27 protein-coding genes and 1 tRNA gene are annotated in these 24,045 nt (G+C 68.8%); 20 read left to right on the plus strand and 8 right to left on the minus strand.

Features of this window, described 5'->3' with window-relative positions; all coding sequences use genetic code 11:
* Positions 1-9: 9 nt before the first annotated feature.
* The gene (locus QTI68_RS12920; RefSeq protein WP_286521922.1) at positions 10-1,257 is read right to left on the minus strand and encodes an efflux RND transporter periplasmic adaptor subunit; all 1,248 of its coding nucleotides are present in this window, start codon (positions 1,255-1,257) and stop codon (positions 10-12) included.
* 165 nt (positions 1,258-1,422) lie between these two features.
* Between QTI68_RS12920 and QTI68_RS12925 the strand changes: the two genes are divergently transcribed.
* The 14 genes from QTI68_RS12925 to QTI68_RS12990 all read left to right on the plus strand — a co-directional run bounded on the left by QTI68_RS12925 (position 1,423) and on the right by QTI68_RS12990 (position 13,283).
* Complete coding sequence (locus tag QTI68_RS12925) at positions 1,423-2,064, plus strand: TetR family transcriptional regulator (RefSeq protein ID WP_286521923.1); 642 nt, start codon at positions 1,423-1,425, stop codon at positions 2,062-2,064.
* Positions 2,065-2,101: 37 nt separating this feature from the next.
* Positions 2,102-2,176: transfer RNA gene (locus QTI68_RS12930), tRNA-Arg, on the plus strand.
* Positions 2,177-2,284: 108 nt separating this feature from the next.
* On the plus strand, positions 2,285-2,875 hold the full coding sequence (locus QTI68_RS12935; protein WP_286521924.1) for a DUF3305 domain-containing protein: 591 nt from the start codon (positions 2,285-2,287) through the stop codon (positions 2,873-2,875).
* On the plus strand, positions 2,868-3,464 hold the full coding sequence (locus QTI68_RS12940) for a DUF3306 domain-containing protein (protein ID WP_286521925.1): 597 nt from the start codon (positions 2,868-2,870) through the stop codon (positions 3,462-3,464). Before QTI68_RS12935 ends, QTI68_RS12940 begins: the two co-directional genes overlap by 8 nt.
* Entirely contained in the window at positions 3,388-5,502 is a 2,115-nt protein-coding gene (locus tag QTI68_RS12945; RefSeq protein ID WP_286521926.1) for a 4Fe-4S dicluster domain-containing protein, read from the plus strand. The genes QTI68_RS12940 and QTI68_RS12945 overlap by 77 nt, the downstream gene beginning before the upstream one ends.
* Positions 5,499-6,116: a TorD/DmsD family molecular chaperone gene (locus QTI68_RS12950; protein ID WP_286521927.1), complete on the plus strand. Its 618-nt coding sequence runs from the start codon at positions 5,499-5,501 to the stop codon at positions 6,114-6,116. Before QTI68_RS12945 ends, QTI68_RS12950 begins: the two co-directional genes overlap by 4 nt.
* 102 nt (positions 6,117-6,218) lie before the next feature.
* Positions 6,219-6,443 carry a formate dehydrogenase gene (locus tag QTI68_RS12955; protein WP_286521928.1) on the plus strand — a complete coding sequence of 75 codons (225 nt, stop codon included), beginning with the start codon at positions 6,219-6,221 and terminating at the stop codon, positions 6,441-6,443.
* 17 nt (positions 6,444-6,460) lie between these two features.
* Entirely contained in the window at positions 6,461-9,439 is a 2,979-nt protein-coding gene (locus QTI68_RS12960; protein ID WP_286521929.1) for a formate dehydrogenase subunit alpha, read from the plus strand.
* 9 nt (positions 9,440-9,448) lie between these two features.
* Positions 9,449-10,069 (plus strand): formate dehydrogenase FDH3 subunit beta, encoded by a 621-nt coding sequence (gene fdh3B / locus QTI68_RS12965; RefSeq protein WP_286506437.1) that lies wholly within the window; start codon positions 9,449-9,451, stop codon positions 10,067-10,069.
* 5 nt (positions 10,070-10,074) lie between these two features.
* The gene (locus QTI68_RS12970) at positions 10,075-10,314 is read left to right on the plus strand and encodes a hypothetical protein (protein ID WP_503011666.1); all 240 of its coding nucleotides are present in this window, start codon (positions 10,075-10,077) and stop codon (positions 10,312-10,314) included.
* 12 nt (positions 10,315-10,326) lie between these two features.
* Positions 10,327-11,541 (plus strand): formate dehydrogenase subunit gamma, encoded by a 1,215-nt coding sequence (locus QTI68_RS12975; protein ID WP_286521931.1) that lies wholly within the window; start codon positions 10,327-10,329, stop codon positions 11,539-11,541.
* Entirely contained in the window at positions 11,538-11,945 is a 408-nt protein-coding gene (locus QTI68_RS12980; protein WP_286521932.1) for a hypothetical protein, read from the plus strand. Before QTI68_RS12975 ends, QTI68_RS12980 begins: the two co-directional genes overlap by 4 nt.
* Before the next feature lie 96 nt (positions 11,946-12,041).
* Positions 12,042-12,644: a hypothetical protein gene (locus QTI68_RS12985; protein ID WP_286521933.1), complete on the plus strand. Its 603-nt coding sequence runs from the start codon at positions 12,042-12,044 to the stop codon at positions 12,642-12,644.
* 72 nt (positions 12,645-12,716) lie between these two features.
* On the plus strand, positions 12,717-13,283 hold the full coding sequence (locus QTI68_RS12990) for a cysteine dioxygenase family protein (protein WP_286521934.1): 567 nt from the start codon (positions 12,717-12,719) through the stop codon (positions 13,281-13,283).
* Positions 13,284-13,302: 19 nt separating this feature from the next.
* Here the strand turns inward: QTI68_RS12990 and QTI68_RS12995 are convergent, their stop codons facing one another.
* Positions 13,303-14,175: a lipase family protein gene (locus QTI68_RS12995; RefSeq protein ID WP_286521935.1), complete on the minus strand. Its 873-nt coding sequence runs from the start codon at positions 14,173-14,175 to the stop codon at positions 13,303-13,305.
* A 122-nt stretch (positions 14,176-14,297) separates the two neighbouring features.
* Positions 14,298-14,627, minus strand: a complete 330-nt coding sequence (locus QTI68_RS13000; protein ID WP_286521936.1) for a c-type cytochrome — start codon at positions 14,625-14,627, stop codon at positions 14,298-14,300.
* Positions 14,628-14,735: 108 nt separating this feature from the next.
* On the opposite strand from QTI68_RS13000, the gene QTI68_RS13005 reads away from it, so the two are divergent.
* The 3 genes from QTI68_RS13005 to QTI68_RS13015 all read left to right on the plus strand — a co-directional run bounded on the left by QTI68_RS13005 (position 14,736) and on the right by QTI68_RS13015 (position 16,286).
* Positions 14,736-15,104, plus strand: coding sequence for a hypothetical protein (locus QTI68_RS13005; RefSeq protein ID WP_286521937.1), 369 nt, complete (start codon positions 14,736-14,738; stop codon positions 15,102-15,104).
* Positions 15,101-15,481 carry a hypothetical protein gene (locus tag QTI68_RS13010; RefSeq protein WP_286521938.1) on the plus strand — a complete coding sequence of 127 codons (381 nt, stop codon included), beginning with the start codon at positions 15,101-15,103 and terminating at the stop codon, positions 15,479-15,481. The genes QTI68_RS13005 and QTI68_RS13010 overlap by 4 nt, the downstream gene beginning before the upstream one ends.
* Positions 15,482-15,557: 76 nt before the next feature.
* Positions 15,558-16,286, plus strand: coding sequence for a glutathione S-transferase (locus QTI68_RS13015; protein WP_286521939.1), 729 nt, complete (start codon positions 15,558-15,560; stop codon positions 16,284-16,286).
* 22 nt (positions 16,287-16,308) lie between these two features.
* Here the strand turns inward: QTI68_RS13015 and rsmI are convergent, their stop codons facing one another.
* Positions 16,309-17,256: a 16S rRNA (cytidine(1402)-2'-O)-methyltransferase gene (rsmI, locus tag QTI68_RS13020; RefSeq protein WP_286521940.1), complete on the minus strand. Its 948-nt coding sequence runs from the start codon at positions 17,254-17,256 to the stop codon at positions 16,309-16,311.
* On the opposite strand from rsmI, the gene QTI68_RS13025 reads away from it, so the two are divergent.
* Positions 17,256-17,654, plus strand: coding sequence for a YraN family protein (locus tag QTI68_RS13025; protein WP_286521941.1), 399 nt, complete (start codon positions 17,256-17,258; stop codon positions 17,652-17,654). The two genes, rsmI and QTI68_RS13025, sit on opposite strands and share 1 nt — an antisense overlap.
* Positions 17,655-17,720: 66 nt before the next feature.
* A complete protein-coding gene (locus QTI68_RS13030; RefSeq protein WP_286521942.1) occupies positions 17,721-18,350 on the plus strand; it encodes an SIS domain-containing protein in 630 nt (209 codons plus the stop codon).
* A 21-nt stretch (positions 18,351-18,371) separates the two neighbouring features.
* On the opposite strand, the gene QTI68_RS13035 is transcribed toward QTI68_RS13030, so the two are convergent.
* On the minus strand, positions 18,372-19,850 hold the full coding sequence (locus QTI68_RS13035) for a patatin-like phospholipase family protein (protein WP_286521943.1): 1,479 nt from the start codon (positions 19,848-19,850) through the stop codon (positions 18,372-18,374).
* 198 nt (positions 19,851-20,048) lie between these two features.
* Between QTI68_RS13035 and QTI68_RS13040 the strand changes: the two genes are divergently transcribed.
* Complete coding sequence (locus tag QTI68_RS13040) at positions 20,049-20,837, plus strand: BON domain-containing protein (RefSeq protein WP_503011667.1); 789 nt, start codon at positions 20,049-20,051, stop codon at positions 20,835-20,837.
* A 9-nt stretch (positions 20,838-20,846) separates the two neighbouring features.
* On the opposite strand, the gene QTI68_RS13045 is transcribed toward QTI68_RS13040, so the two are convergent.
* Genes QTI68_RS13045 through QTI68_RS13055 form a run of 3 tightly spaced genes read right to left on the minus strand, consistent with a single transcriptional unit; the run spans position 20,847 to position 24,010 of the window.
* Entirely contained in the window at positions 20,847-21,767 is a 921-nt protein-coding gene (locus QTI68_RS13045) for an NAD(P)-dependent oxidoreductase (RefSeq protein ID WP_286521944.1), read from the minus strand.
* A gap of 28 nt (positions 21,768-21,795) precedes the next feature.
* A complete protein-coding gene (locus tag QTI68_RS13050; protein ID WP_286521945.1) occupies positions 21,796-22,932 on the minus strand; it encodes a PilT/PilU family type 4a pilus ATPase in 1,137 nt (378 codons plus the stop codon).
* Positions 22,933-22,966: 34 nt separating this feature from the next.
* Entirely contained in the window at positions 22,967-24,010 is a 1,044-nt protein-coding gene (locus QTI68_RS13055; protein WP_286371030.1) for a type IV pilus twitching motility protein PilT, read from the minus strand.
* Positions 24,011-24,045: the final 35 nt, after the last annotated feature.

A 24,045-nucleotide genomic window follows, 5' to 3' on the forward strand; every position in this document is an offset into this window, starting at 1 on the left:
GCGGGCTCCTTACTTCGCGGCCGCAGCCGGGGCGGCCGCAGCGGAAGCAGCCGGCGCCGGGGCGGCGGCGCCCTGCGGCCCGGTCCACGGCACCGCCTTCACGGGCGTGCCGGGCGGCATCATCTGCAGCTTCTGGAAGCCGTCGACCATCACCTGCTCGCCGGCCTTCAGGCCGTCGAGCACCACCCACTGGTTGTTCTGCGCGGCGCTGATCTTCACCGTGCGCTTGCTCAGCTTGCCGTCGGCGCTCACTACCGTGAGGGTGTCGCCCTGCTGGGTGCGCGTGACCGCCTGTTGCGGCACCGTGATCGCGTTGGTGGCCTGGGCCTGCTCGATGCGCACGCGCACGTACAGGCCCGGCAGCAGGTCGCCCTTCGGGTTCGGCACCTCGGCGCGCAGCGTGACCTGGCCGGTGGTCTGGTCGACCGTCAGGTCGGAGAACAGCAGCCGGCCCGGATGCGCGTATTCGGTGCCGTCCTCGAGCGCGATGCGCACGCTGGCGGTCTCGCCGCCGGCGCGCTTGAACTGGCCTTCCTGCAGCGCGCGGCGCAGCCGCAGCACCTCGGTGGCCGACTGCGTGAAGTTCACATACAGCGGGTCGATCTGCTGGATCACGGCCAGCGCCGTGGCGTCGCCCTGGCCCACCAGTGCGCCCTCGGTCACGAGCGAGCGGCCGATGCGGCCCGAGATCGGGGCCGTCACGGTTGCGTAGCCGAGGTTGATCTTGGCGGTCTGCAGCGCGGCGCGGCCGACCGCGATGTCGGCTTCGGCGGTCTTGGCCGCGGCGACTGCGTTCTGGTATTCCTGCTTGCTGACCGCATTGGCCGCGACCAGCGGCTTGTAGCGCTCGGCCAGGGCCCGGGCCTGCACCGCATTGGCTTCGGCGCGCGCCAGGCTGGCCTCGGCGCTCGCCGCCGCGGCGGCGTAGGGGGCGGGGTCGATGCGGTAGAGCACCTGGCCGGCCTTCACGTCGCTGCCTTCCTGGAACACACGCTGCATCAGGATGCCGGCGGCGCGGGCGCGCACCTCGGCCACCCGGGTGGACTCGAGCCGGCCCGGCAATTCGGTCACCAGCCCGACGTTGGTCGGGGTCGCGACCACCACGCCCACTTCGGGCGCCGGGTGGCCGCCGCCGGCGGCCTTCGGGGCTTCGCCCTTGCCGCAGGCGGTCAGCGCGAGCAGCATGACGGCGGCGGCAATGGTGGCGGGGCGGCGCGGCGAGAACAACGAATGGCGCGAGACATGCAAGTCGGGCATGTGATTCCTTTGAAGGAGGGACGGGAGATTGGCGCGACCGCGCGGGTGCCTAGAGCAACGGGGCGATCTTGACTATCGGGGAAAGGGCTCTATCTTACATACATTCATGAATGTATAGTGTGACCTTTCCCCGCCGGTGGATTTTAAGAAGGGAGTCTCTGAAAAATGGTCAGACGAACCAAGGAAGAGGCCCAGGAGACGCGCAACCGCCTGCTCGACGCGGCGGAGGTCCTGTTCCAGGCCCAGGGCGTGTCGCAGACTTCGCTGCAGCAAATTGCGCACCAGGCCGGCGCGACCCGCGGCGCGATCTATTGGCACTTCAAGGACAAGGCGGCGCTCTTCAACGCCATGATGGACCGCGTCACGCTGCCGCTCGAGGCCGAGGTGGCCCGGGCCTCCGCCGGCACCGGCGCCGAGCCCATGGACGAGGTCGAGCACCAGATGGTCGAGGCGCTGAAGCTCATGACCAGTGACATGCAGGTGCGCCGGGTGTTCGACATCGCCACCCACAAGGTCGAGTACACCCACGACATGGAGTCGGTGCAGCAGCGCCATTTGTCGGCGCGCAACGGCTGCGTGACCGAGTTCGAGAAGGCCATGGTGGCCGACGCCCGCCGCACCCGCAGGCGGCTGCCGATCCCGGCCCCGGCGGCGGCCCAGGGCCTGCATGCGCTGATCAGCGGGCTGATCCAGAACTGGCTGCTGGACCCGTCCGCTTTCGACCTCGTGGCGACGGGGCGCCAGGCCTTCCGGGTGTACCTCGCGGGCCTCGGATTCACCCCGGACGTGCCGGGCGCCGTCCGATAGGCGATAATAGAGAGCTTCCGATGTTTCGGAAGCCCCTCTCGCTGTATTTCAACGGATAGAATTCGGCCCTCCGAAGGCTGAGATCCAGGTTCGATTCCTGGCGGCGGGACCAAATTTGAGGCCGGAAGCAACCCAATTGCTTCCGGCCTTTTTCACATCTGCAGCCCTGATCGATGCGGTGCTTCTCCAAGGCGCAGGGCAATCCGCTATCGTGCGGCATATGTCTTCCTCCGAGTTCCCTGCGCCTGGCGCCGTCGTCCGCCCGACGCTCGACGTCGCGGTCGTGATGCGCCGCGAGCGCCTGTACGGCCCGTCGAGCCACTGGCAGCCCTGGCGCTGGACGCTCGACAGCGTGATCCCCGACGCGCCAGGCTTCGGCGCCGGACCCCGGCTGCTGCACGACGACGACGGCGCGCAGCGATGGCTCCATCCCGGCTACAAAGTCGAACTGTTCCGCGACGAAGCCGAGGGCTATCACCTGAACGCGACCACCCCGGCGCCTTGCTGGTTCGTGCTCTGGCGCATGGACGAGGAGGCGACGCTCGCCCCCGAGCCGATTCCGCGCCCGGTCGTCGTGACGCTCAGCTACTACGAGGCCGGCCGCTGGCTGGATGCGCAGGAGACCGTCGAACAGGTGCCGGCCCCGCCCGAGGTGATCGACTGGGTGCGCGACTTCGTGGATGCGCACTACGTGATCGAGCCCAAGCGCCGCCGGCGGCCCGAGAGCTTCCGGCCGCTGGTCGATCGCTTCGGCAACGCGGCCAGCGTGACGACCGAGAAGAAACGAGGACCGGGAGCCGGCGATGTCTGAGGGATTCCTGGGCCGGTGGTCGCGGCGCAAGCAGGCAGAGCGCGCCGGCCAGGTGCCGGAAGAGCAGCCGCCGACAGCGCTGGCGCCACCGCAGGACACCCCGCCGGCGGCGCTCGAAGCGAGCACGACGGCTGCCGATCCCGCGCCCGAACCGCCGCCGCTCACGCTGGCGGACGCGCAGGCGCTCACCATCGACTCCGACTTCAGGCCGTTCGTCGCCCGGGAGGTGGCGCCCGAAGTCAAGAACGCCGCCTTCAAGAAGCTGTTCACCGACCCCCACTTCAACGTGATGGACGGCCTGGACACCTACGTCGACGACTATTCCAAGCCGACTCCCCTGCCCGACAGCGTGCTGCGCCAGATGGCAAGTGCGAAATTTCTGAACCTCTTCGACGAAGAGCCCGAGCAGACATCCGGCGACGATGGATCGCCAGACGTGGCACAGTCGAGCGATCCAGGGGACCTTTCCAGCCAGCCGGTTGCCGATGCGCAATCCGCCAGCCAAGATGCCGATGACCACCACGCTGATCTGCGACTGCAACAAGACGATGCCGCTCGAGCCGAAGACGCTCGGGACGGCCCTGGCTGAGTCACTCCCCCTTCATTCCTCGCTCTGCCGCCGCGAGGCGGCATCGTTCCAGCGAGCCGTCCAATCCGGCGACGACGTGGTGGTCGCCTGCACCCAGGAGAAGCGGCTTTTCGCGGAGCTGGCGGCGCAGGTGCCGGCGGCCACGTCGCCGATCCGCTTCGTCAACATCCGCGAAACCGGCGGCTGGAGCCGCGACGCCAGGAGCGCGATGCCGAAGATCGCTGCCCTCCTCGCCGCCGCCCGGCTGCCCGAACCCGATCCGGTCTCGACCGTGCGCTATGTCAGCCAGGGCCGGCTTCTGATCGTCGGTCCGCTGGACGAGGCCGAGAAGGCGGCGGCGCTGGTCGCCGACAGCCTCGACGTGACGATCTTCTCGCAAGGCGCGGGCGCGGCCGGCGGTGCGCAGGAGCGGCGCTGGCCCGTGCTCGCCGGGCGCATCGATTCGCTGGCGGGCTGGCTCGGCGCGTTCCGGCTGCAGTGGACCCGCGACAACCCGATCGACCTCGACCTCTGCACCCGCTGCAACGCCTGCGTTGCCGCGTGTCCCGAACAGGCCATCGGCCTGGACTACCAGATCGACATGGCCAAGTGCAGCGCGCACCGTGATTGCGAGCGCGCCTGCACCGCGGCCGGCGCGATCCGCTTCGACCGGCCGCCGGAGGCGTTCGACGGCGACTTCGACCTCGTGCTCGATCTCGGCGCTGCGCCGCAGATCGATTGGCATGCGCCGCCGCAGGGCTATTTCCACCTGCCGGGCGGCGTGGCGCATCCCCAGGGCCCGCAGATCCTGCTGCGGCTGCGCGACATGGACGGCGAGTTCGAGAAGCCGAAGTTTTTCGACTACAACCAGAAGCTCTGCGCCCACAGCCGCAACGAGGTGGTCGGCTGCAGCGCCTGCATCGACGTCTGCTCGGCCCACGCCGTGAGCAGCGCCAAGGAACGCCAGCGCATCGTCGTCAATCCCCATCTCTGCGTCGGCTGCGGCGCCTGCACGACCGTGTGCCCGACCGGCGCGCTGGGCTATGCCTATCCGCGCGCGCCCGACCAGGGGCTCAAGCTGCGGACGCTGCTGTCCAGCTATGCGGGTGCGGGCGGACGCGACGCGGTGCTCCTGCTGCACAGCGAGGAGGGCGGCCAGGCGCTGGTGGCGCAGCTGGGGCGACAGGCGCAGCTCGGCAAGGCGCAGGGCGTGCCGGCGAACGTGATCCCGGTCGGGCTCTTCCACGCGGCGAGCACCGGCATCGACCTGTGGCTGAGCGCCGTGGCGTTCGGCGCGTCGCAGCTCTGCGTGCTCGTCACCGGCGAGGAAGCGCCGCAGTACCTTGCCGCACTGCAGACACAGGCGGCGCTTGCCCAGTCGCTGCTGCACGGGCTGGGCTACACGGGCACGCACTTTCGCATCGTCGAAGCGGCGTCGGTCGCCGCGCTCGACGGCGCGCTCGGCGCACTGCGCGACACACGGCCGCAGGTGCCCGACAAGGTCGCCCGGTTCGCGGTCGGCGGCGACAAGCGCAGCACCCTCGAACTCGCACTCGATCACCTGACGGAGGCCGCGCCGGCGCTGAAGGCGCAGCCCGACACGCCGATCGCCATCCCGTTGCCGCCAGGCGCGCCCTTCGGCACGGTCGCAGTCGACAAGGACAAATGCACCTTGTGCCTGGCCTGCGTCGGCGCCTGCCCGGCGGGCGCACTCCAAGACAACCAGAACGCGCCGCAGCTTCGCTTCATCGAGAAGAACTGCGTCCAGTGCGGGCTGTGCGAAACGACCTGTCCCGAGCGCGCGATTTCGCTGGTGCCGCGGCTTCTGGTGGCGCCCGAGCGCAAGCAGCCGGTCGTTCTCAACGAGGCCAGGCCCTGGTCGTGCATCCGCTGCGCGAAGCCCTTCGGCACCCAGAAGGCCATAGAAGCGATGCTCGGCAAGCTGGCCGGCCATGCCATGTTCCAGGGCGAGGCCCTGGAGCGGCTCAAGATGTGCAGCGACTGCCGGGTGATCGATCTGTACAGCGCGCAGGGCGAAATGAAGATCACAGACCTATGAGCCAAAGCTTCCCCGCCTCCTCGGCACTCGACGAAGAGATCGCCCGCGCAGAACTCTACGGACTGCTGGCGCGCCTCTGGTACGCCGCACCCGATACCGAACTGCTCGAGGCCGTCCAGGTCGCACCAACCGAAGCGCCGGCCGCGGGCGCGTTCCTGGAGGAGCCGTGGCGCACCTTGGTGGGCGCGGCACGCGGCACCGACGCGGCAGCGCTTCGCAACGAATACGACGCGCTCTTCGGCGGCATCGGCAAGCCGGAGGTCTACCTTTTCGGCTCGCACTACCTGAGCGGATTCCTCAACGACAAGCCGCTGGTGCACCTGCGCCGTGATCTTGAGCGGATCGGCCTCGCGCGCGACGAATCGATGCCCGAGACCGAAGACCACATTGCCTGTCTGTTCGAGGTCATGCGCTACCTGATCGCCGGAGAAGACATCGAGGTCTCGAATCTCACGGCCCAGCAGGCCTTCTTTTCGACTCATGTGCAGCCATGGCTGCCGGCCATGTGCGACGCTGTGGCGCAGCACCCCAAGGCGCGCTTCTACGCCTCCCTGGCCGGCCTGACCTCGGCCTTCGCGGAGGTCGAACGCCAGGGATTCGACATGCTGGACTGAGATTGAAGGACATTGACGACGACCTATTAGGGTCAGGACTAGTATCCAAACGTACGCAACTGGTTTCATATGTGGGTTCGCCCAGCCACTCCTGGAGTTGACATGCAGGACAGCCAAATCGCCGCCCCTCAGCGGGCGTCGCGCAGGGGATTCTTTTTCGGCGCCGCCACGGTCGGCGCCGCCGCCGCAGCCGTCGCCGTGCTGCCCCAGGTCGCCACGGCGCCCGCCGCCACGGCGGCGCCCGAGCTTCCGCCACCGCCCGCGAAGGGCGGCGGCTATTCGCTGAGCGAACACGTCAAGCGCTACTACAAGACCACGTCCGCCTGAGAACGAAGGCACCTGCGATGCTACTGACCAAAAAATCGACCGGCGTCCCGCATGGCGGCGCCGCTTCTTCCTCGTCGTCCCTTGTCCACAGCCTGCGACGCGGCCTCTCGAACGCACTGCCGACCATGGACCGGCGCGCCTTCCTGCGCCGATCGGGCCTGGGCGTCGGCGCCGGCCTCGCGGCCGGCCAGCTCACGCTGGTGCGCAAAGCCAATGCTGCCGAAGGCCGGCCGACCGCGGTGGGTGCGGGCAAGGTCGAGGTCCGGCGCACCGTCTGCTCGCACTGCTCCGTGGGCTGCGCCTCCGACGCCGTGGTCGAGAACGGCGTCTGGGTCCGCCAGGAACCGGTGTTCGACTCGCCGATCAACCTCGGCGCGCACTGCGCCAAGGGCGCCGCCCTGCGCGAGCACGGCCACGGCGAGTACCGGCTGCGCTATCCGATGAAGCTGGTCAACGGCAAGTACGAGCGCATCAGCTGGGACACGGCGCTCGACGAGATCACGGCCAAGCTCAAGGATCTCTCGAAGGCCAGCGGCCCCGACGCGGTCTACTGGATCGGCTCCAGCAAGCACAGCAACGAGCAAGCCTACCTGCTGCGCAAGTTCGTGAGCTTCTTCGGCAGCAACAACTGCGACCACCAGGCGCGCATCTGCCACTCGACCACTGTCGCGGGCGTGGCGAACACATGGGGCTACGGCGCCATGACCAATTCGTACAACGACATGCGCAACGCCAAGGTGGCGCTGTACATCGGCTCGAATGCGGCCGAGGCCCATCCGGTGAGCATGCTGCACATGCTGCATGCCAAGGAAAACGGCTGCAAGATGATCGTGGTCGATCCGCGCTTCACGCGCACCGCGGCCAAGGCCGACGAGTACGTGCGCATCCGCTCGGGCTCCGACATTCCATTCCTCTTCGGTGTGCTGCACCACATCTTCAAGAACGGCTGGGAAGACAAGAAGTACATCAACGACCGTGTCTTCGGCATGGACGAAGTGCGCGCGGAGGTCATGGCCAAGTGGACGCCCGACAAGGTCGAGGAAGCCTGCGGCGTCAACGAGGCGCAGGTGCTCAAGGTCGCGACCTGGCTCAACGAGAACCGTCCCGGCACCATCGTCTGGTGCATGGGCCAGACGCAGCACACGATCGGCAACGCGATCGTGCGCGCCTCCTGCATCCTGCAGCTGGCGCTGGGCAACGTCGGCACCGCGGGCGGCGGCACCAACATCTTCCGCGGCCACGACAACGTGCAGGGCGCCACCGACGTGGGTCCCAACCCCGATTCGCTGCCGGGCTACTACGGCCTCGTCGAAGGATCATGGAAGCACTTCGCGGCCACCTGGGGCGTGGATTTCGACTGGATCAAGAGCCGCTTCGCCTCGCCCGCGATGATGAGCAAGCCCGGCATCACCGTCTCGCGCTGGATCGACGGCGTGCTCGAGAAGAACGAGCTGATCGACCAGGACTCGAACCTGCGCGGCGTCGTCTATTGGGGTCACGCGCCCAACTCGCAGACCCGTGGCCTCGAGATGAAGCGGGCAATGGACAAGCTCGACCTGCTGGTGGTGGTCGATCCGTATCCGTCGGCGACCGCGGCCATGGCCGCCATGCCCGGCCGGGCCGAAGACCTCAACCCCAACCGTGCGGTCTACCTGCTGCCGGCCTGCACGCAGTTCGAGACCAGCGGCTCGGTGACGGCCTCCAACCGGTCGCTCCAGTGGCGCGAGAAGGTGATCGAGCCGCTCTGGGAAAGCCGCAGCGACCACATGATCATGCAGCAGTTCGCCGACCGCCTCGGCTTCGGCAAGGAGCTCAGCAAGAACTACAAGATGCAGCAGGTCAAGGGCATGGACGAGCCGGTGCCCGACGACATCCTGCGCGAGATCAACAAGTGCTGCTGGGCGGTCGGCTACACCGGCCAGAGCCCCGAGCGGCTGCAGGCCCACATGCGCAACATGGCCGCCTTCGACGTCCGAACGCTCAAGGCGAAGGGCTCGGTCAAGGACAAGGTCAACGGCTACGACATCGCGGGCGACTACTACGGCCTGCCCTGGCCCTGCTACGGCACGCCCGCGTTGAAGCACCCCGGGTCGCCGAACCTGTACGACACCTCCAAGCACGTCATGGACGGCGGCGGCAACTTCCGGGCGAACTTCGGCGTCGAGCGCAACGGCAAGAACCTGCTGGCCGAGGACGGCTCCCATTCGCTCGGCGCCGCCATCACGACCGGCTACCCCGAACTCGACCACCTGCTGCTCAAGAAGCTCGGCTGGTGGGACGAGCTCACCGAGGCGGAAAAGGCCAAGGCCGACGGCAAGAACTGGAAGACCGACAGTTCGGGCGGCATGATCCGCGTGTTCATGCAGAACCACGGCTGCCACCCCTTCGGCAACGCCAAGGCGCGCGCCGTGGTGTGGAACTTCCCCGATGCGATCCCGCAGCACCGCGAGCCGCTCTACGGGACCCGTCCGGACCTGGCGGCGAAGTACCCCACGCACGACGACAAGATGGCCTTCTGGCGCCTGCCCACCCTCTACAAGAGCGTGCAGCAGCGCAACATCGCCGACAAGATCGCGGAGAAGTTCCCCTTCATCATGACCTCCGGCCGCCTGGTCGAATACGAGGGCGGCGGCGAGGAGACGCGTTCCAACCCCTGGCTGGCCGAGTTGCAGCAGCAGATGTTCATCGAGATCCATCCGCGGGTGGCGGCCGAGAAGGGCATCCGCAACGGCGAGCGCGCCTGGGTCCACACGCCGACCGGGGCGCGGCTCAACGTGCAGGCCCTGGTGACCGAGCGCGTCGGGCCGGACACGGTCTTCATGCCCTTCCACTTCTCCGGCCACTGGCAAGGGGCCGACATGCTGGCCTACTACCCGGCGGGCGCGCATCCGATCGTGCGCGGCGAAGCGATCAACACCAGCACCACCTACGGGTACGACAGCGTCACGATGATGCAAGAAACGAAGACCACGGTCTGCAACGTCGAGAAGGCATAAGGAGTCTGTATGGCAAGAATGAAGTTCGTCTGCGATTCCGAGCGCTGCATCGAATGCAATGGCTGCGTCACGGCCTGCAAGAACGAGAACGAAGTGCCGTGGGGCGTGAACCGCCGCCGCGTGGTGACGCTCAACGACGGCGTGCCCGGCGAGCGCTCGATCTCGGTGGCCTGCATGCATTGCTCCGACGCACCCTGCATGGCGGTCTGCCCGGTCCAGTGCTTCTACCGCACTGAAGAAGGCGTGGTGCTGCACGACAAGGATGTCTGCATCGGCTGCGGCTACTGCTCCTACGCCTGCCCCTTCGGCGCGCCGCAGTTTCCGTCGCAGGGCACCTTCGGCGCCCGCGGCAAGATGGACAAGTGCACCTTCTGCGCCGGCGGCCCGGAAGAAAACGGCTCGCAGGCGGAGTTCGAGAAGTACGGCCGCAACCGGCTGGCCGAAGGCAAGCTTCCGGCCTGCGCCGAGATGTGCTCGACCAAGGCCTTGCTGGCGGGCGACGGCGACGTCGTCGCCGACATCTTCCGCACCCGTGTGGTCCATCGCGGCAAGGGCGCCGAAGTGTGGGGCTGGGGCACCGCCTACGGCTCGCAAACGGCCGGCACGCCGACCAACGGGGTCACGAAGTGAGGCGCGTGTCCGCGACGGTGGCGCTGGTCTCGGCCCTGGTGCTGCTGGCGGCTTGCACCGAGAAGCCGCAGACCAACGCCCATGGCGTGCGGCTGGATGCCGCCCCATGGACCGGCACCGGCACCAAGCCCGATACCGGCACGGCGTTCACCGCCAGCGGCTGGCAGATCGGCGACCGGTCGTCCTGGGAGCAGCACCTCAAGACGCGCGCCCAGAACCAGAACGAATACAACCGGATCAACTGAGCCGGAGGTCGCATGAGACAAGCGCTTAACGCTCTCGCGATGGCCGCCGTGCTGGGTTGCAGCATCGCCGCCCATGCCCAGACGCCGGAACCGCCGGCCGCAGCCACCGCGCCGGCAGTCGCCACACCCGCTCCGGCCGCTCCGGCCGCGGGCGGCATCCGCAGCCAGAACATCTTCGACGTCAAGCCGGAAGCCAGCGCCGACCCGAACTACCTCAACCAGACCAATGGCGAGCGCCAGCGGGTCCAGCCGGGCAACAACGCGCCGATGTGGCGCCAGGTGAGCGGCGGCGTGACCGGCTTCAGCAGCCTGCCGGCCAGCGAAGCGCCGGAGGCCGGCAACCTGATCCAAGGCTTCGTGAAGTACCCGGGCTCGCTGTACACCAACGCCGGCGAAGCATGGCGCCAGGTGCGCAACAACTGGATCATTCCCTATGGCGCCGCGCTGCTCTTCCTGACCTTGCTCGCCCTGGCGATCTTCTATTTCACTCGCGGACCGATCGGGCTGCACGGGAGCGAGACCGGCCGCAAGATCGAGCGCTTCACCCCGTTCGAGCGGGCCACGCACTGGTCGAACGCGGGTGCCTTCGTGGTGCTGGCCATCTCGGGCATCGTGATGGCCTTCGGCAAGTTCTTCCTGCTGCCGGTGCTGGGCGGGGCGTTGTTCGGCTACCTGGCCTACGTCCTCAAGACCGTGCACAACTTCGTGGGTCCGCTGTTCGTGGTGACGACGATCTTCATGATCTTCACCTTCATTCGCAGCAACTGGCCCAGCAAGGACGACTTGACGTGGCTCAAGCAAGGGGGCGGCCTGTTCGGAGGCAAGGAGCCGCCTTCGCATCGATTCAACGCCGGCGAGAAACTGGTGTTCTGGGGTGGCGTGATGTTTCTTGGCAGCCTGGTCATCGGATCGGGGCTTTTCCTCGACAAGCTGCTTCCGGGCTTCGTCTACACGCGCGGCGAGATGCAGGTCGCGCACATGATCCACGCCGTCGCGACGCTGTGCATGATGGCGCTGATCATGGGCCACATCTACATCGGCACACTGGGCATGAAGGGCGCCTACTCCGCCATGCGCGAGGGCGCCGTCGACGAGACCTGGGCCAGGGAACACCACCCGCTCTGGTACGACGACATCGCGGCCGGCAAGATCCCGGCGCAGCGCAGCGCGCAGGCGCGCGAGCCTGCGCCGGCCGCCAACGTCCGGGTCGAAGGAAGTCCCTCATGAAGAACGCGCTGAAGCTTTGCGGCCTGTCGTTGGCCTTGGTGTTTGCATCCTCTGCGCTGGCCAGGTTGTCCGCACCGCCTGCCACGCCCGAAGCCAAGGCCAAGGCGGCCGAGGCGGCGGCCAGGACCGCCTGGAGCGCCAAGGTCGACAGCTACCAGCTCTGCCAGGCGCAGACGCGGGTCGCGGACCATGTCCGCGAAGGACTGGTCGCCGCGGGCAAGCCGGTGCCGGTTGCCACGCCGACGCCGCCGTGCACCGACCCGGGCCCCTTCGCCTTTGCGCCGCCGACCGAGGAAGCGAAGCCGATCGAAGCCTCGGGCGCCCATTCGCCCGCGACCACCGCCGCTTCGCCGCCGAGCTCCAACCAGACCTCGGCCGAGACCAATCCCGCCCCCAAGAAATGAGGCACGCCACGGCTGCCACTGCACTTAAGTGCAAGTGACAGCCGGCCTCGGCCCGCGTATGGTCGCTTCGGCTTCCTTCCACAACGCAGGTCCAACATGAAAAACCTCCAAAGACAGGCATTGCTCGCGGCGTGCGCCGCGTTGACTCTTTGCGCGGGCGCCGCCAGCGCACAGACCGAGGCTCCGCGGCGGAGCATCGAGGTCGAGGACGCCCGGGGCGGCTCGGCGGTGCTGTCCGTCACCGGCGAGATCACCGCCGTGGATGTCGCGAACCGCATCGTCTCGATCAAGGGCCCGAGGGGCAACATCAACGACCTGCGGGTCGACCCGGCGGTGCGCAATCTCGAGCAGGTCAAGGTCGGCGACCGGGTCCGCCTGAGCTACCGCATCGGGGTCGCAGTGGCGCTGGTGAAGGGCGGCGACGGCATTCGCGAGCGGGTCGAGACCGATGCGGCCGCGGTGGCCCAGAAGGGCGCGCGGCCGGGCGGCGTCGTCGTCAACCGCACCACCATCGTCGCCAACGTCTTCTCGCTCAATCGCAAGAAGAACATCGTCACGCTGCGGGGCACCAGCGGCCAGCTGGTCGACGTCCATGTGCGCGATCCGAAGGCCCTGCAGGACGTGAAGGTGGGCGACCAGGTGGTGGCCAACATCACGGAATCCGTGGCGCTGCGGGTGACGCCGGCACCGGCGAAGTGAGCCTGCCGGCGCCACTGCGGCGCCGAGGTCGGGGGTGTCGGGCCGCGTCCGTGTCCGCCCGATAATCCTCCCATGACCTCGCCCGCCCTGGACCGCTTCATCGCCGAAGCCGCAGCACGCAGCCGCGTGCATTCGCTCGCCGCCGACCGCGTGCTCGCGCTGGCGCCGCTGATGCTGGACCTCATCGAGGACGCCGAGAGCTTCCTGGAGCCGCAGCACTACCGCAGCGACCCGGACGGCTACACGCGCAACCTGATCCGCGACGACCCCGACCACGGGCTGTCTCTCTACGCGCTGGTCTGGCGCCCCGGCCAGTGGACACCGGTGCACGACCACGGCAGCTGGGGCGTGGTCGGCATCGTCGAAGGCGTGCTCGAAGAGCGCAGCTACCTGCGGGTCTCGCCCGAGGGCGGCGACCGGGACATCGACCTGGTGCGCGGCGGCCTCCAGCTGCTCACGCGCGGCGCGGTGACGAGTTTCGTGCCGAACCCCGACCACATCCATGTCACGGGCGTTCCCGCCGAGCGCGCCCGGGCCGTCAGCCTGCACCTGTACGGGCGCACGATGAAGGACTTCAACATCTACGACGTCGCGGCACGCACGCGCCGCCGCGTGCAGGTCGCGCACAACGAGAGCTGAGGCCGGCGAGCGTGGCGAATCAGAAGAACGCGCGCAGATAGTTGACCGGCGAGTGGTCGGTCAGGGCCCGGGCGGGAAGGGCATCCGGTCGTGGCTGCGCGAGCACGCGCGCGGCGTGCGCGGCCTGTCCGGTGAGCCGGTCCTTGAGCACGAACGGGGTTTCCGGGTTGTCGTGCAGCACGCCGTCCTTGTCGATGTAGAGCAGCCTGCCGACATGGTGGTAGGAGGTGATGCCGGGCGGCAAGGTCGGCACGACGTCGGCGCAGTTGACGATGCGCGTCATGGCGCGCGCCGGCAGCGAATCGATGAAGTCGATGTCGCCGACGCGCGGAGAGCCGATCGTGATGACGTCGGTCGGTTCGACCAGGCCGGCGAATATCGTCGCCAGGGCCGCCCCGAGGCTGTGGCCGCAAAGCAGCAGCCGCCTGCGGTGCGGGGCGCCGTTCGAAAGCCATTGCAGCACCTGCGTCTCCAGCGATTCGGCCGCCCGGCCGAATCCCGAATGCACGTGGCCGCCGGCCCAGGGCGTCGGCAGCAGAGCCAGGTCGGCCAGCAGGTCCTTCGGATCATCGGGCTGGGTGCCGCGGAAGGCGATCATCGCCAGCCCGTCTGCGGCCCGCAGCGACGCGTACCCGTAGGCACCGGTGGACCGGTCGGCGAAGCGGGCGGGCTCCGCGAAACCCGCCAGGCGCAGCGCGTCCGCCAGCCTGCGCGATTCGGCCGGATCCGACTCGGCATGCAGGTAGGCCAGGCGCGCTGCTTCGACCGCCAGTCCGGGCAATGTGACATCCGGGCGCCCGACGAACATCGTGGGCCGCTTCTCTGGATGGAACAGTGCATCGGGGGATGCGTCGTATTCGATGGATACCTTCGCATCGGCCCCGCTACTCATCACTTCGCCTCCATGGTGTGGCTGGCATTGTGTGATGGACCGATTGCGGCCGGCAAGCGCGCAGGGTCCCGGGGCTTCGGTTCCTCCCCAATATGTGGGAGGCGCGGGCGCGTCGCTTTTTTTCAGGGCGTGGGCTGAGACAGCACCCAGTCGGCGAGCAGCCTGGCCTGTGCCTCGTCGACCCGGGACTGGCGCGGCATGATGACCCGGCCCCAGGTGCCCACGCTGCCGTTGCGGATCTTGCCGGCCAGCCGCGCCGGCGCAGCCGGGTCGTCGCGCCAGCGCGCCGCCACCTGCGCGAAGCCGGGGCCGACCTGCTTGTGGACCATGCCATGGCAGGCCAGGCAGCCATCGGCCCGGGCCAGTGCCAGGGCCTGGTCGGCCGGCGCTGCGGCCGTGGGGCCGGCGAGCTGCACCAGCGCGCCGATCGACAGCACCAGGGTTCGAATCATCGTCAAGCGCATCGGCCCGGATTCTCGGCCAACTCGAAGTGGTGGACGCGCATGGCCGAACTTTCTAGGATGTTCGCGAAGGCGGCAGCCGCCCAAGGAGCAGCAGACATGCATCGACTCAAGGCTTTGGCAGCGATCGGGTTCTTCGTCGCGGGGCAGGCGGCGCTGGCGCAGGCGCCGCGGGAGGCGGACGATGCGTCCGTCCTGTCGTGCGCCGACTTCAATGCCGCGGCGTCGCAGGTGCTGCCCGGCCAGAACGCCAGCGAAGCCCAGCGGCGCCGCGCCATCGAGGCGCAGGACTACCTCGGCAACGGCATGGTCTGGCTGCACGGCTATCTCACCGGGCGCAACGGCCCGGCGGTCGGCAAGCTGACCCGCGACTGGATCAGCACCCAGGTCACCCGGCTCGGCAAGGAATGCGCGGCCGCAGCGAACCCGGCCACGACCCGCATCGTCGACCTGGTGCAGAAGCCATGAGGACGCTGAATGCGCTGGTCGCCGTGGCGCTGCTGGTGGCGGCAGGCGCGGCCGATGCACAGCGCCACCATTCGCGCCATCGGCCGCCGCCGCACCACTGGAACAGCGGCTGGAACAACAACCACTGGAACAACGACTGGCACAACCGCCGCGACGCCCAGCGTGCCGGCGTGGTGACCGGCGTGCTGGCCGGCGGGGTCGCGGGTTCGGCGGAGCGCCAGCGCGCCGACCAGCGCCACGCCGACTGCCTCTGGATCACCGGCAACACCTGGGAGTGCGACCGCCGCCGCTGGGACGACGAGATGCGCGCACGCGACCGGGCGCGCCGCACCGGCGTGGTCGCGGGCGTGGCGGCCTACGCGATCGTTCGCAATTGAGCGATCGCCAGGCTCGGGCCGGGCGTGGCGCGGCTCTCGTATCCTTCGGGTTCCACCCCCTTCCCGCGGAGGATGCTTGACCTACCAGCTTCATTACTGGCCCACGATCCAGGGCCGCGGCGAATTCGTCCGCCTGGCGCTCGAGGCCGCAGGCGCTGCCTATGTCGACGTGGCGCGGGAGCCGCCGTCCATGGGCGGCGGCGAATCGAATCTAGGGCGCCGGCTCGACGATCCGGACAATCCCCGGCCCTCGTTCGCGCCGCCCTTCCTGGTCGACGGCGACATCGTGGTCGGCCAGACCGCGGCGATCCTGCTGTACCTCGGTCCGCGCCTCGGGCTCGCGGGCGTGGGCGAGGCCGACGGCCTCTGGACGCACCAGCTGCAGCTGACCATCGCCGACTGCGTGGCCGAGGCGCACGACACCCATCATCCGCTGTCGACCGGGCTCTACTACGAAGACCAGCGCGAGGCCGCGCTGGCGCGCGCCAGGGCCTTTCGCGAGGAGCGCATTCCGAAATTCCTGAACTGGTTCGAGACGGTGCTGAAGCGCAATCCGTCCGGCGACCTGCACCTGGTCGGCGACGTCCTCACCTACGCCGACCTCTCGCTGTTCCAGCTGGTCGCGGGGCTGCGCTATGCCTTCCCCAAGGCGGCTGTGCGGGCGCTGGCCGACACCCCGGCGGTCGCGAAGCTGCATGCCAACATCGGTCGCCGGCAGCGGGTGCACGACTATCTGCGCAGCCCGCGCCGGATTGCCTTCAACGAGGACGGGATCTTCCGCGCCTACCCCGAACTCGACGGCTGATGCCGGTGGGTCGGCGGTTGCGCTAGGGCGCGATCGCCTCGTCCCCGTCCTTGCGCATGCGCAGCGCGGCCTCGTAGAGCGCATTGCGCGGCGCGCCGCTGATCTCGGCGGCGACGCGCACCGCGGTCTTCACGGGCAGTTCGGCCAGCAGCAGCCGCAGCACGCGTTCGCCCTCGATGCCGTCGTCGACGGCCGCGGGCTTGGGGTGCAGCACCAGCGCGAACTCGCCGCGCGTGCGGTCGCGGCTGGCGGCGAACCAGCCGGGCAGGGCGGCGGCGGTGACGGTCGCGATCTCCTCGAACTGCTTGGTGAGCTCGCGCCCGACCGTGACCTTGCGCTCGCCGAGGGTGGCCAGCGCGCGGGCCAGTGCCTCGATGCGATGCGGCGCCTCGAGCAGCACGACGCTGCGGGGCTCGTCGGCCAGCAGCAGCACCGCGGCATCGCGCTCGCCCGCCTTGCTCGGCAGGAAGCCGCCGAACACGAAGGCGCTGCCCGCATCGCCGGCGGCGACCAGCCCGGCGGCGCCGACCAGCGTGGTCACGCTGCTGGCGCCCGGCAGGGGCAGCACGCGATGGCCGGCGTCACGTGCCGCGGCCACCAGCCGCGCGCCCGGGTCGCTGACGCCGGGCGTGCCGGCGTCGCTGACGTAGGCGATGCGCTCGCCCGCGGCCAGCCGCGCGATCACCGCCTGCGCGGCCTCGCTCTCGTTGTGCTGGTGCAGGGCCAGCAGCTGCGCGCCCGGGCGGTCGATGCCATAGGCCCGCAGCAGGCTCTGCGTGTGGCGCGTGTCCTCGCAGGCGACCGCGTCGACCAGTTGCAGCACGTGCAGGGCGCGCAGCGTGATGTCCGCCAGGTTGCCGATCGGCGTCGCGACCACATACAGGGTCGCCTGCGGATAATGCTGCGAACCCGCGGCATCACGCGCGGCGAGCAGGGCGGCGCCGAACGAAGCGGGAGCGATGGAAGTCAATGGCTTATCTCCAGAACAAGGCGGCGGGGCGGACATCGTTGCCGACGACCAAGCAGCGCGGCGACGCGGCCGAAGACGCCGCGCTCGAACACCTGCAGGCGGCCGGCCTCGGGCTGGTCGCGCGCAATTATCGAACCCCCGGCCGCGGCGGCGGCGAGATCGACCTCATCATGCGCGACCCGCGCGACGGCACGCTGGTGTTCGTCGAGGTCCGCGGCCGTTCCAGTGCGACGCACGGCGGCGCCGGCGGCAGCATCACCGGCGTGAAGCAGCGCCGCATCGTCTTCGCGGCGCAGCACTACATCAGCCGGCTGCGCGTGCTGCCGCCGTGCCGCTTCGACGTCGTGCTGGTCGAAGAACGCATCGAGTGGCTCCAGGCCGCGTTCGATGCCGGCTGAACCGGGCGGCTGCTCACGTTTTGTTTCAGTCCTAGGGTGGAAACCCGCAGTTATCATCCGGGCCAAATGCTAGAGCAACGGATTCAGCAGCACTTCATCGACAGTGCGGACCTCAAATACCAGGCCGGGCCACTGCTCGGCAAACCGATTTCCCAAGCCATGCAGGCCTTGCTGGCCTGCGTCACCAGCGGCGGCAAGATCCTCGCCTGCGGGGCCGGCGTGTCCGGCTTCCTGGCGGCGCAGTTCGCGGCCCAGTTCGTCGGCCGCTTCGAGCGCGACCGCCCCGAGCTGGCCGCGATCGCGCTGCCCGGCGATGCCACCGACCCGGCCGCGGACACGGCCGAATCGCTGGGCGCCGATCGCTTCGCACGCCAGGTGCGCGCCCTGGGGCAGGCCGGCGACGTGCTGCTGGTCCTGAGCGTCAGCGGCCAGTCCGCCGCCGTGCTGGCGGCGGTCGAGGCAGCCCATGCGCGCGACATGACGGTGGTGGCCCTGCTCGGCAATGCGGCGCCTTCGGGCAGCGGCACCGGGGGCGCGGTGGGCCGCGCGCTGCGCGAGACCGATGTCCAGGTCTGCGTGCCGCACGAACGCGCGGCGCGCATCCACGAGATCCACCTGCTGGTGCTGCACTGCCTGTGCGACGGCGTCGATGCGCAGCTGCTTGGCGACCAGGACAGCGACTCTTCCTCGGCCTGAGCGCGCCGCCCGGTCGTCCCGCTACTGCGACGGCGCTCCAGCCTTGGCGGGTGCCTTGCGGTCGCTGATCCGGTCGAGCAGATCGCGATAGCCCGGCGATTCGCGCAGCAGCCTCCCGCCCAGCGCGCGCAGCCGGTCGACCTCTTCGGCCGACAGCACGAAGCTGGTCGGCAGGTTCATGAAGTAGCGCTGCTCTTCGGGGTCTTCGATGGCGTCGAAACTGACGTCGATCGCGTCGAAGCTCAGCGTCGGCACCGCCGCCTCGGCCTGCGCGCGCGACATGCCGGACAGCCGGAGCTCGGCCACCTTGAGGTCGCGCTTGTCGGCCCAGCGTTGGGCGATGTCCTTCAGCAGTTCGACCGACTCGTAGGAGAAGTGGTCGATCGGCACGCTCGACGACTGCAGCAGTTGCGCCACGATGCCGGGCGCGCGCGCCTGGCGGTCCCAGTCGGTGGCCGGTGCCGAGCGCGAGTTGACCACCACGACCACGATGCGCCGGATCTCGTCGAATCCCGCCTGGCGCTGGAAGGACGGGCTGGCCTCGAGCTCCTCGAGGGACTCGAGCAGGCCGCGCAACCCCAGGTTGTCGGAGACGCCGCCATCGACCACGTGCAGGTAGGGCCGGTTCTTGCTGTCCTCGAAGTTCTTGATGTCGCGCAAGCGCAGCAGGGCGCGGCCGGCGGGGCGCGCGGGCGAGTCGGCCCGGGTGACGTCGCGGACCCAGGGCGGCAGGGCGGCGCCGCACTGGCCGCCGTAGTTGTAGTAGGTGACCGGCGACAGCACCGCGGGCACGGCCGAGGAGGTCGCGGCGGCCCGGGCCAGCCGCACGGTGCCGAGGTCGGAGCAGATCAGGTCGAACTGCTCCTGCGAGAACTGGAAGCGGGCGCCGGTCGAGAGGTCGGTGCCGGTGACCGCGGTCACCGGCGTCGGCAGCTTGAGAAGGTCGGCGAAGGTGGCGCCGTTGAACAGGATCTCGTCGTAGTAGTCGGCCGCCAGTTCGGAGCGTCCATACAGGCCGCTGCCGAGGCTGAACCAGTTGAGCGGGTTGAGCGCGCGCCAGGTCAGCGTGCCTTGCACGTCGCGCTTCAGGAAGCGCGGCTCGTACTCGGTGAACAGCCGGTCGCCGTAGAGCGCGTAGGCCAGCGCCGTGAAGCTGCCGCCCGAGACACCCGAGATGGCATCCACCTCTTCGAGCAGATTGCGCTGCACGCCGTTCACCATGACATCGGTGCGCCGCAGTTCCTCGAGCACGCCGTACGAGAACGCCGCGGCCCGCGTGCCGCCGCCCGAGAAGGTCAGCATGAACACCGTGTGCGGGTCGTTGGTGACGCCTTCGTGCTGGCGCTTCAGCATCCGGTTGACCCGGTAGCCGCTGTCGAAGTCGACCTTCGCGATCGGCGGGTTGACCGGGGCCAGCGCATTGCACCCGGCCAGCAGCAGCGCGGCCACTGCGGCGGACATCCGGCGCAGCGCGGCCGGACGCGCGATGGATTGATTCACGATGCCTTCCTTGCTCGAACGGTTCGATATCGAATGCCGGATGCGGACCATGCAACATATGCGCCATCCACCGCGCCGGATTGTAGGCAAGAGGCGCGACATGCCGATGGCACGCCCGGCCATGACAGCCGGTAACGGAGGGCGCAATACCCTGGGCTAAACTCGCCGCGGACACAACGCACCGGAAGGCCAACACCCATGAAGACCACATCCACTCAACGCATCGCGATGGCTTTGACCGCAGGCGCCGTACTCGTCGCCGGTCTCACAGCCTGCGTGCCGCTGGTGGTGGGCGGGGCAGCGGCGGCCGGTGTCGGCATGGTGGCGACCGACCGGCGCAGCTCGGGCGCGCAGGTCGACGACCAGGCGATCGAGCTGCGTGGCGGCGCCCGCGTGCGCGAGATCGCCAACGACAACATGTACGTGAGCATCACCAGCTTCAACCGCCAGGTGCTGCTCACCGGCACGGTCGGCAGCGAGGCCGACAAGCGCCGCGTCGAAGACGTGGTGCGGCGCGTCGACAACGTTCGCTCGGTGGTCAACGAACTGGTGGTCGGGCCGCCGAGCACCTTCCAGGAACGCTCCAACGACACCTTCATCACCGGCAAGGTCAAGGCCTCGCTGCTCGATGCCAAGGACATCTTCGCCAACTCGTTCAAGGTCGTGACCGAGCGCGGCACGGTCTACCTGATGGGCATCGCGACCCGCCGCGAGACCGATCGCGCGACCGACATCGCGCGCGGCGTCTCCGGCGTCACGAAGGTGGTGCGCGTGGTGGAGATCGTCAGCGAAGCGGAACTGCAAAACCAGCTGCAGCAGCAACAGCAGCAGCCGCAGGGCCAGCCCGGCGGCACGGGCGCACCCGCGGGCAGCGCACCGGCCTCGCGTTCGAGCGTGCCGCTGCCGCCGATGGAGCCGCTGCCCCCGCTGCCGTCGTCGTCGACGCCACCGGCCAGCGGCGGCGTCACGACCTCGCCGGTGCGCTGAAGCGCGGCCTTATTTCAGGCGCGTGATCAGGCTCGACGTGTCCCAGCGATTGCCGCCGGCCTGCTGCACGTCGGCGTAGAACTGGTCGACCAGCGCGGTGACCGGCAGCCGGGCGCCATTGCGCTTGGCTTCGTCGAGCACCAGGCCCAGGTCCTTGCGCATCCAGTCGACCGCGAAGCCGTAGTCGAACTTGCCTTCGATCATGGTCTTGCCGCGGTTGTCCATCTGCCAGCTTTGCGCGGCGCCCTTGCCGATCACGGCCAGCACCTCGTTCATGTCGAGGCCGGCCCGCTGCCCGAAGGCGATCGCTTCCGACAGCCCCTGCACCAGGCCAGCGATCGCGATCTGGTTGACCATCTTCGCGAGCTGGCCGGCGCCGCTGGCGCCCAGCAGCGTGACGGCGCGGGCGAAGGCCGCGGCGACGGGCTTGACCTTGTCGAAGGTGGCGGCGTCGCCGCCGCACATCACGGTCAGCGCGCCGTTCTGGGCCCCGGCCTGGCCGCCGGAGACCGGGGCGTCGATGAACTGCAGGCCGAGCTCGAGCGCGGCCTTCGACAGTTCGCGCGCGACGTCGGCCGAGGCGGTCGTGTGGTCGACGAACACCGCGCCCGGGGCCATGCCCGCGAAGGCGCCGTTCTCGCCGAGCACCACCGAGCGCAGGTCGTCGTCGTTGCCGACGCAGCAGAACACGATGTCGGCATTGGACGCGGCGCCGCGGGGCGTGGCCGAGTGGCTCACGGACGCCGGGGCCTGGGGCGCGAATTCGGTCTCCCAGTCGTGGGCCTTGGCCGCGCTGCGGTTGTAGACCGTGACGTGGTGGCCGGCCAGCGCGAGATGCCCGGCCATCGGGTAGCCCATCACGCCGAGGCCGAGGAAGGCGACCTTCTGCGAAGGGACGGGGTCGTAGGTTTTGGGGTTGAGGCTGCTCATGGGGCGCTAGCTTAGCGCCCCTCGGCCGTCAGACAATCGCGAAGTGCTCGGTGCCGGCCGAAAGGTCGGTGGTGCGCGCGCGCTGGCTGTTCAGCTTGATCTGCAGCCGCAGGTCGTTGGCCGAGTCGGCGTTGCGGATCGCGTCCTCGAAGCTGATCGCATTGGCCTCGAAGAGATCGAACAGGGCCTGGTCGAAGGTCTGCATGCCCAGGTTGCGGCTCTTCTTCATGATCTCCTTGATCTCGCCGACCTCGCCCTTGAAGATCATGTCGGAGATCAGCGGCGTGTTCAGCAGGATCTCGACCGCGGCAATGCGGCCGTGGCCGTCCTCGGTCGGGATCAGCCGCTGCGAGACCAGCGAGCGCAGGTTCAGCGACAGATCCATCAGCAGCTGGGCGCGGCGCTCCTCGGGGAAGAAGTTGATGATCCGGTCGAGCGCCTGGTTGGCGCTGTTGGCGTGCAGGGTGGCCATGCAGAGGTGGCCGGTCTCGGCGAATGCGACCGCGTGCTCCATCGTCTCGCGGTCGCGGATCTCGCCCATCAGGATCACGTCGGGCGCCTGGCGCAGCGTGTTCTTGAGCGCCGCCTCCCAGCTGTCGGTGTCGATGCCGACTTCGCGTTGCGTCACCACGCAGTTCTTGTGCGGGTGCACGAACTCGACCGGATCCTCGACCGTCACGATGTGGCCGTAGGAGTTCTCGTTGCGCCAGTCGATCATCGCGGCCAGCGTGGTCGACTTGCCCGAGCCGGTGGCGCCGACCAGGATGGTCAGGCCGCGCTTGGTCATCGCCACATCCTTGAGCACTTGCGGCATGCCGAGGCCGTCGATGGTCGGCAGCTTGGCGGGGATGGTCCGCAGCACCATGCCGACCTTGCCCTGCTGGACGAAGGCATTGACGCGGAAGCGGCCGATGCCGGTCGGCGAGATCGCGAAGTTGCACTCCTTGGTGCGCTCGAATTCGGCCGTCTGGCGGTCGTTCATGACCGAGCGCGTGAGCGCCAGCGTGTGCTGGGCGCCGAGCGCCTGGGCCGACACCTTGGTGACCTTGCCGTCGACCTTGATCGCCGGCGGGAAGTCGGCCGTGATGAACAGGTCGCTGCCGTTGCGGCTCACCATGAGCTTCAGCAGGTCGTTGATGAACTGGCTGGCTTGATCGCGTTCCATGACGGTACTCCGGTGCGGCTGGGCAAGGGCTGGGTCAGCCGGGGAAATTCTCGGGGATCTTGGCCTTTCCGCGCGCTTCGGCGGCGGAAATGACACTGCGCCTCACCAGGTCGGTGAGGTTCTGGTCGAGCGTCTGCATGCCCTGGCCGCTGCCGGTCTGGATCGACGAATACATCTGCGCCACCTTGCCTTCGCGGATCAGGTTGCGGATGGCGGGCGTGCCCAGCATGATCTCGTGCGCCGCCACGCGGCCCTGGCCGTCCTTGGTCTTGCACAGGGTCTGCGAGATCACCGCCTGCAGCGACTCCGACAGCATGGCGCGGATCATTTCCTTTTCCTCGCCGGGGAAGACGTCGATGATCCGGTCGATGGTCTTGGCGGCCGACGAGGTGTGCAGGGTGCCGAACACCAGGTGGCCGGTCTCGGCGGCGGTCATCGCCAGCCGGATCGTCTCCAGGTCGCGCATTTCGCCGACCAGGATCGCGTCCGGGTCCTCGCGCAGGGCGGAGCGCAGCGCGTTGGCGAACGACAGCGTCATCGGCCCGACCTCGCGCTGGTTGATCAGGCACTTCTTGGAGTCGTGGACGAACTCGATCGGGTCCTCGACCGTGAGGATGTGGCCGTACTCGGTTTCGTTCAGGTAGTTGATCATCGCCGCCAGCGTGGTCGACTTGCCCGAGCCGGTCGGGCCGGTGACCAGGACCAGGCCGCGCGGCTTGAGCGCCAGATCGCCGAAAATCTTCGGTGCGTTGAGCTGCTCGAGCGTGAGGATCTTCGACGGAATGGTCCGGAAAACGGCAGCAGCGCCGCGCGACTGGTTGAAGGCGTTGACGCGGAAGCGCGCCAGGCCGTCGATCTCGAACGAGAAGTCGACCTCCAGGAACTCTTCGTAGTGCTTGCGGTGCGTGTCGCTCATGATGTCGTACACCATGGCGTGCACGGCCTTGTGGTCGAGCGCGTCGACATTGATGCGGCGCACGTCGCCATGGACCCGGATCATGGGTGGCAGGCCGGCCGAGAGGTGCAGGTCGGACGCCTTGTTCTTGACGCTGAAGGCGAGCAGTTGGGTAATGTCCACGCAGTTCCTCGGTGACGTTTTGATACGACTTTGAA

Source organism: Variovorax sp. J31P207 (assembly GCF_030316965.1).
Classification (GTDB): Bacteria; Pseudomonadota; Gammaproteobacteria; order Burkholderiales; family Burkholderiaceae_C; genus Variovorax; species Variovorax ginsengisoli_B.

Bases quoted from the DNA above. Each gene is read 5' to 3' on its own strand.
- QTI68_RS12920 (WP_286521922.1), bottom strand. From the start codon at position 1,257: ATGCCCGACTTGCATGTCTCGCGCCATTCGTTGTTCTCGCCGCGCCGC.
- QTI68_RS12925 (WP_286521923.1), top strand. From the start codon at position 1,423: ATGGTCAGACGAACCAAGGAAGAGGCCCAGGAGACGCGCAACCGCCTG.
- QTI68_RS12935 (WP_286521924.1), top strand. From the start codon at position 2,285: ATGTCTTCCTCCGAGTTCCCTGCGCCTGGCGCCGTCGTCCGCCCGACG.
- QTI68_RS12940 (WP_286521925.1), top strand. From the start codon at position 2,868: ATGTCTGAGGGATTCCTGGGCCGGTGGTCGCGGCGCAAGCAGGCAGAG.
- QTI68_RS12945 (WP_286521926.1), top strand. From the start codon at position 3,388: ATGACCACCACGCTGATCTGCGACTGCAACAAGACGATGCCGCTCGAG.
- QTI68_RS12950 (WP_286521927.1), top strand. From the start codon at position 5,499: ATGAGCCAAAGCTTCCCCGCCTCCTCGGCACTCGACGAAGAGATCGCC.
- QTI68_RS12955 (WP_286521928.1), top strand. From the start codon at position 6,219: ATGCAGGACAGCCAAATCGCCGCCCCTCAGCGGGCGTCGCGCAGGGGA.
- QTI68_RS12960 (WP_286521929.1), top strand. From the start codon at position 6,461: ATGCTACTGACCAAAAAATCGACCGGCGTCCCGCATGGCGGCGCCGCT.
- fdh3B (WP_286506437.1), top strand. From the start codon at position 9,449: ATGGCAAGAATGAAGTTCGTCTGCGATTCCGAGCGCTGCATCGAATGC.
- QTI68_RS12975 (WP_286521931.1), top strand. From the start codon at position 10,327: ATGAGACAAGCGCTTAACGCTCTCGCGATGGCCGCCGTGCTGGGTTGC.
- QTI68_RS12980 (WP_286521932.1), top strand. From the start codon at position 11,538: ATGAAGAACGCGCTGAAGCTTTGCGGCCTGTCGTTGGCCTTGGTGTTT.
- QTI68_RS12985 (WP_286521933.1), top strand. From the start codon at position 12,042: ATGAAAAACCTCCAAAGACAGGCATTGCTCGCGGCGTGCGCCGCGTTG.
- QTI68_RS12990 (WP_286521934.1), top strand. From the start codon at position 12,717: ATGACCTCGCCCGCCCTGGACCGCTTCATCGCCGAAGCCGCAGCACGC.
- QTI68_RS12995 (WP_286521935.1), bottom strand. From the start codon at position 14,175: ATGAGTAGCGGGGCCGATGCGAAGGTATCCATCGAATACGACGCATCC.
- QTI68_RS13000 (WP_286521936.1), bottom strand. From the start codon at position 14,627: ATGATTCGAACCCTGGTGCTGTCGATCGGCGCGCTGGTGCAGCTCGCC.
- QTI68_RS13005 (WP_286521937.1), top strand. From the start codon at position 14,736: ATGCATCGACTCAAGGCTTTGGCAGCGATCGGGTTCTTCGTCGCGGGG.
- QTI68_RS13010 (WP_286521938.1), top strand. From the start codon at position 15,101: ATGAGGACGCTGAATGCGCTGGTCGCCGTGGCGCTGCTGGTGGCGGCA.
- QTI68_RS13025 (WP_286521941.1), top strand. From the start codon at position 17,256: ATGGCTTATCTCCAGAACAAGGCGGCGGGGCGGACATCGTTGCCGACG.
- QTI68_RS13030 (WP_286521942.1), top strand. From the start codon at position 17,721: ATGCTAGAGCAACGGATTCAGCAGCACTTCATCGACAGTGCGGACCTC.
- QTI68_RS13040 (WP_503011667.1), top strand. From the start codon at position 20,049: ATGAAGACCACATCCACTCAACGCATCGCGATGGCTTTGACCGCAGGC.
- QTI68_RS13045 (WP_286521944.1), bottom strand. From the start codon at position 21,767: ATGAGCAGCCTCAACCCCAAAACCTACGACCCCGTCCCTTCGCAGAAG.
- QTI68_RS13050 (WP_286521945.1), bottom strand. From the start codon at position 22,932: ATGGAACGCGATCAAGCCAGCCAGTTCATCAACGACCTGCTGAAGCTC.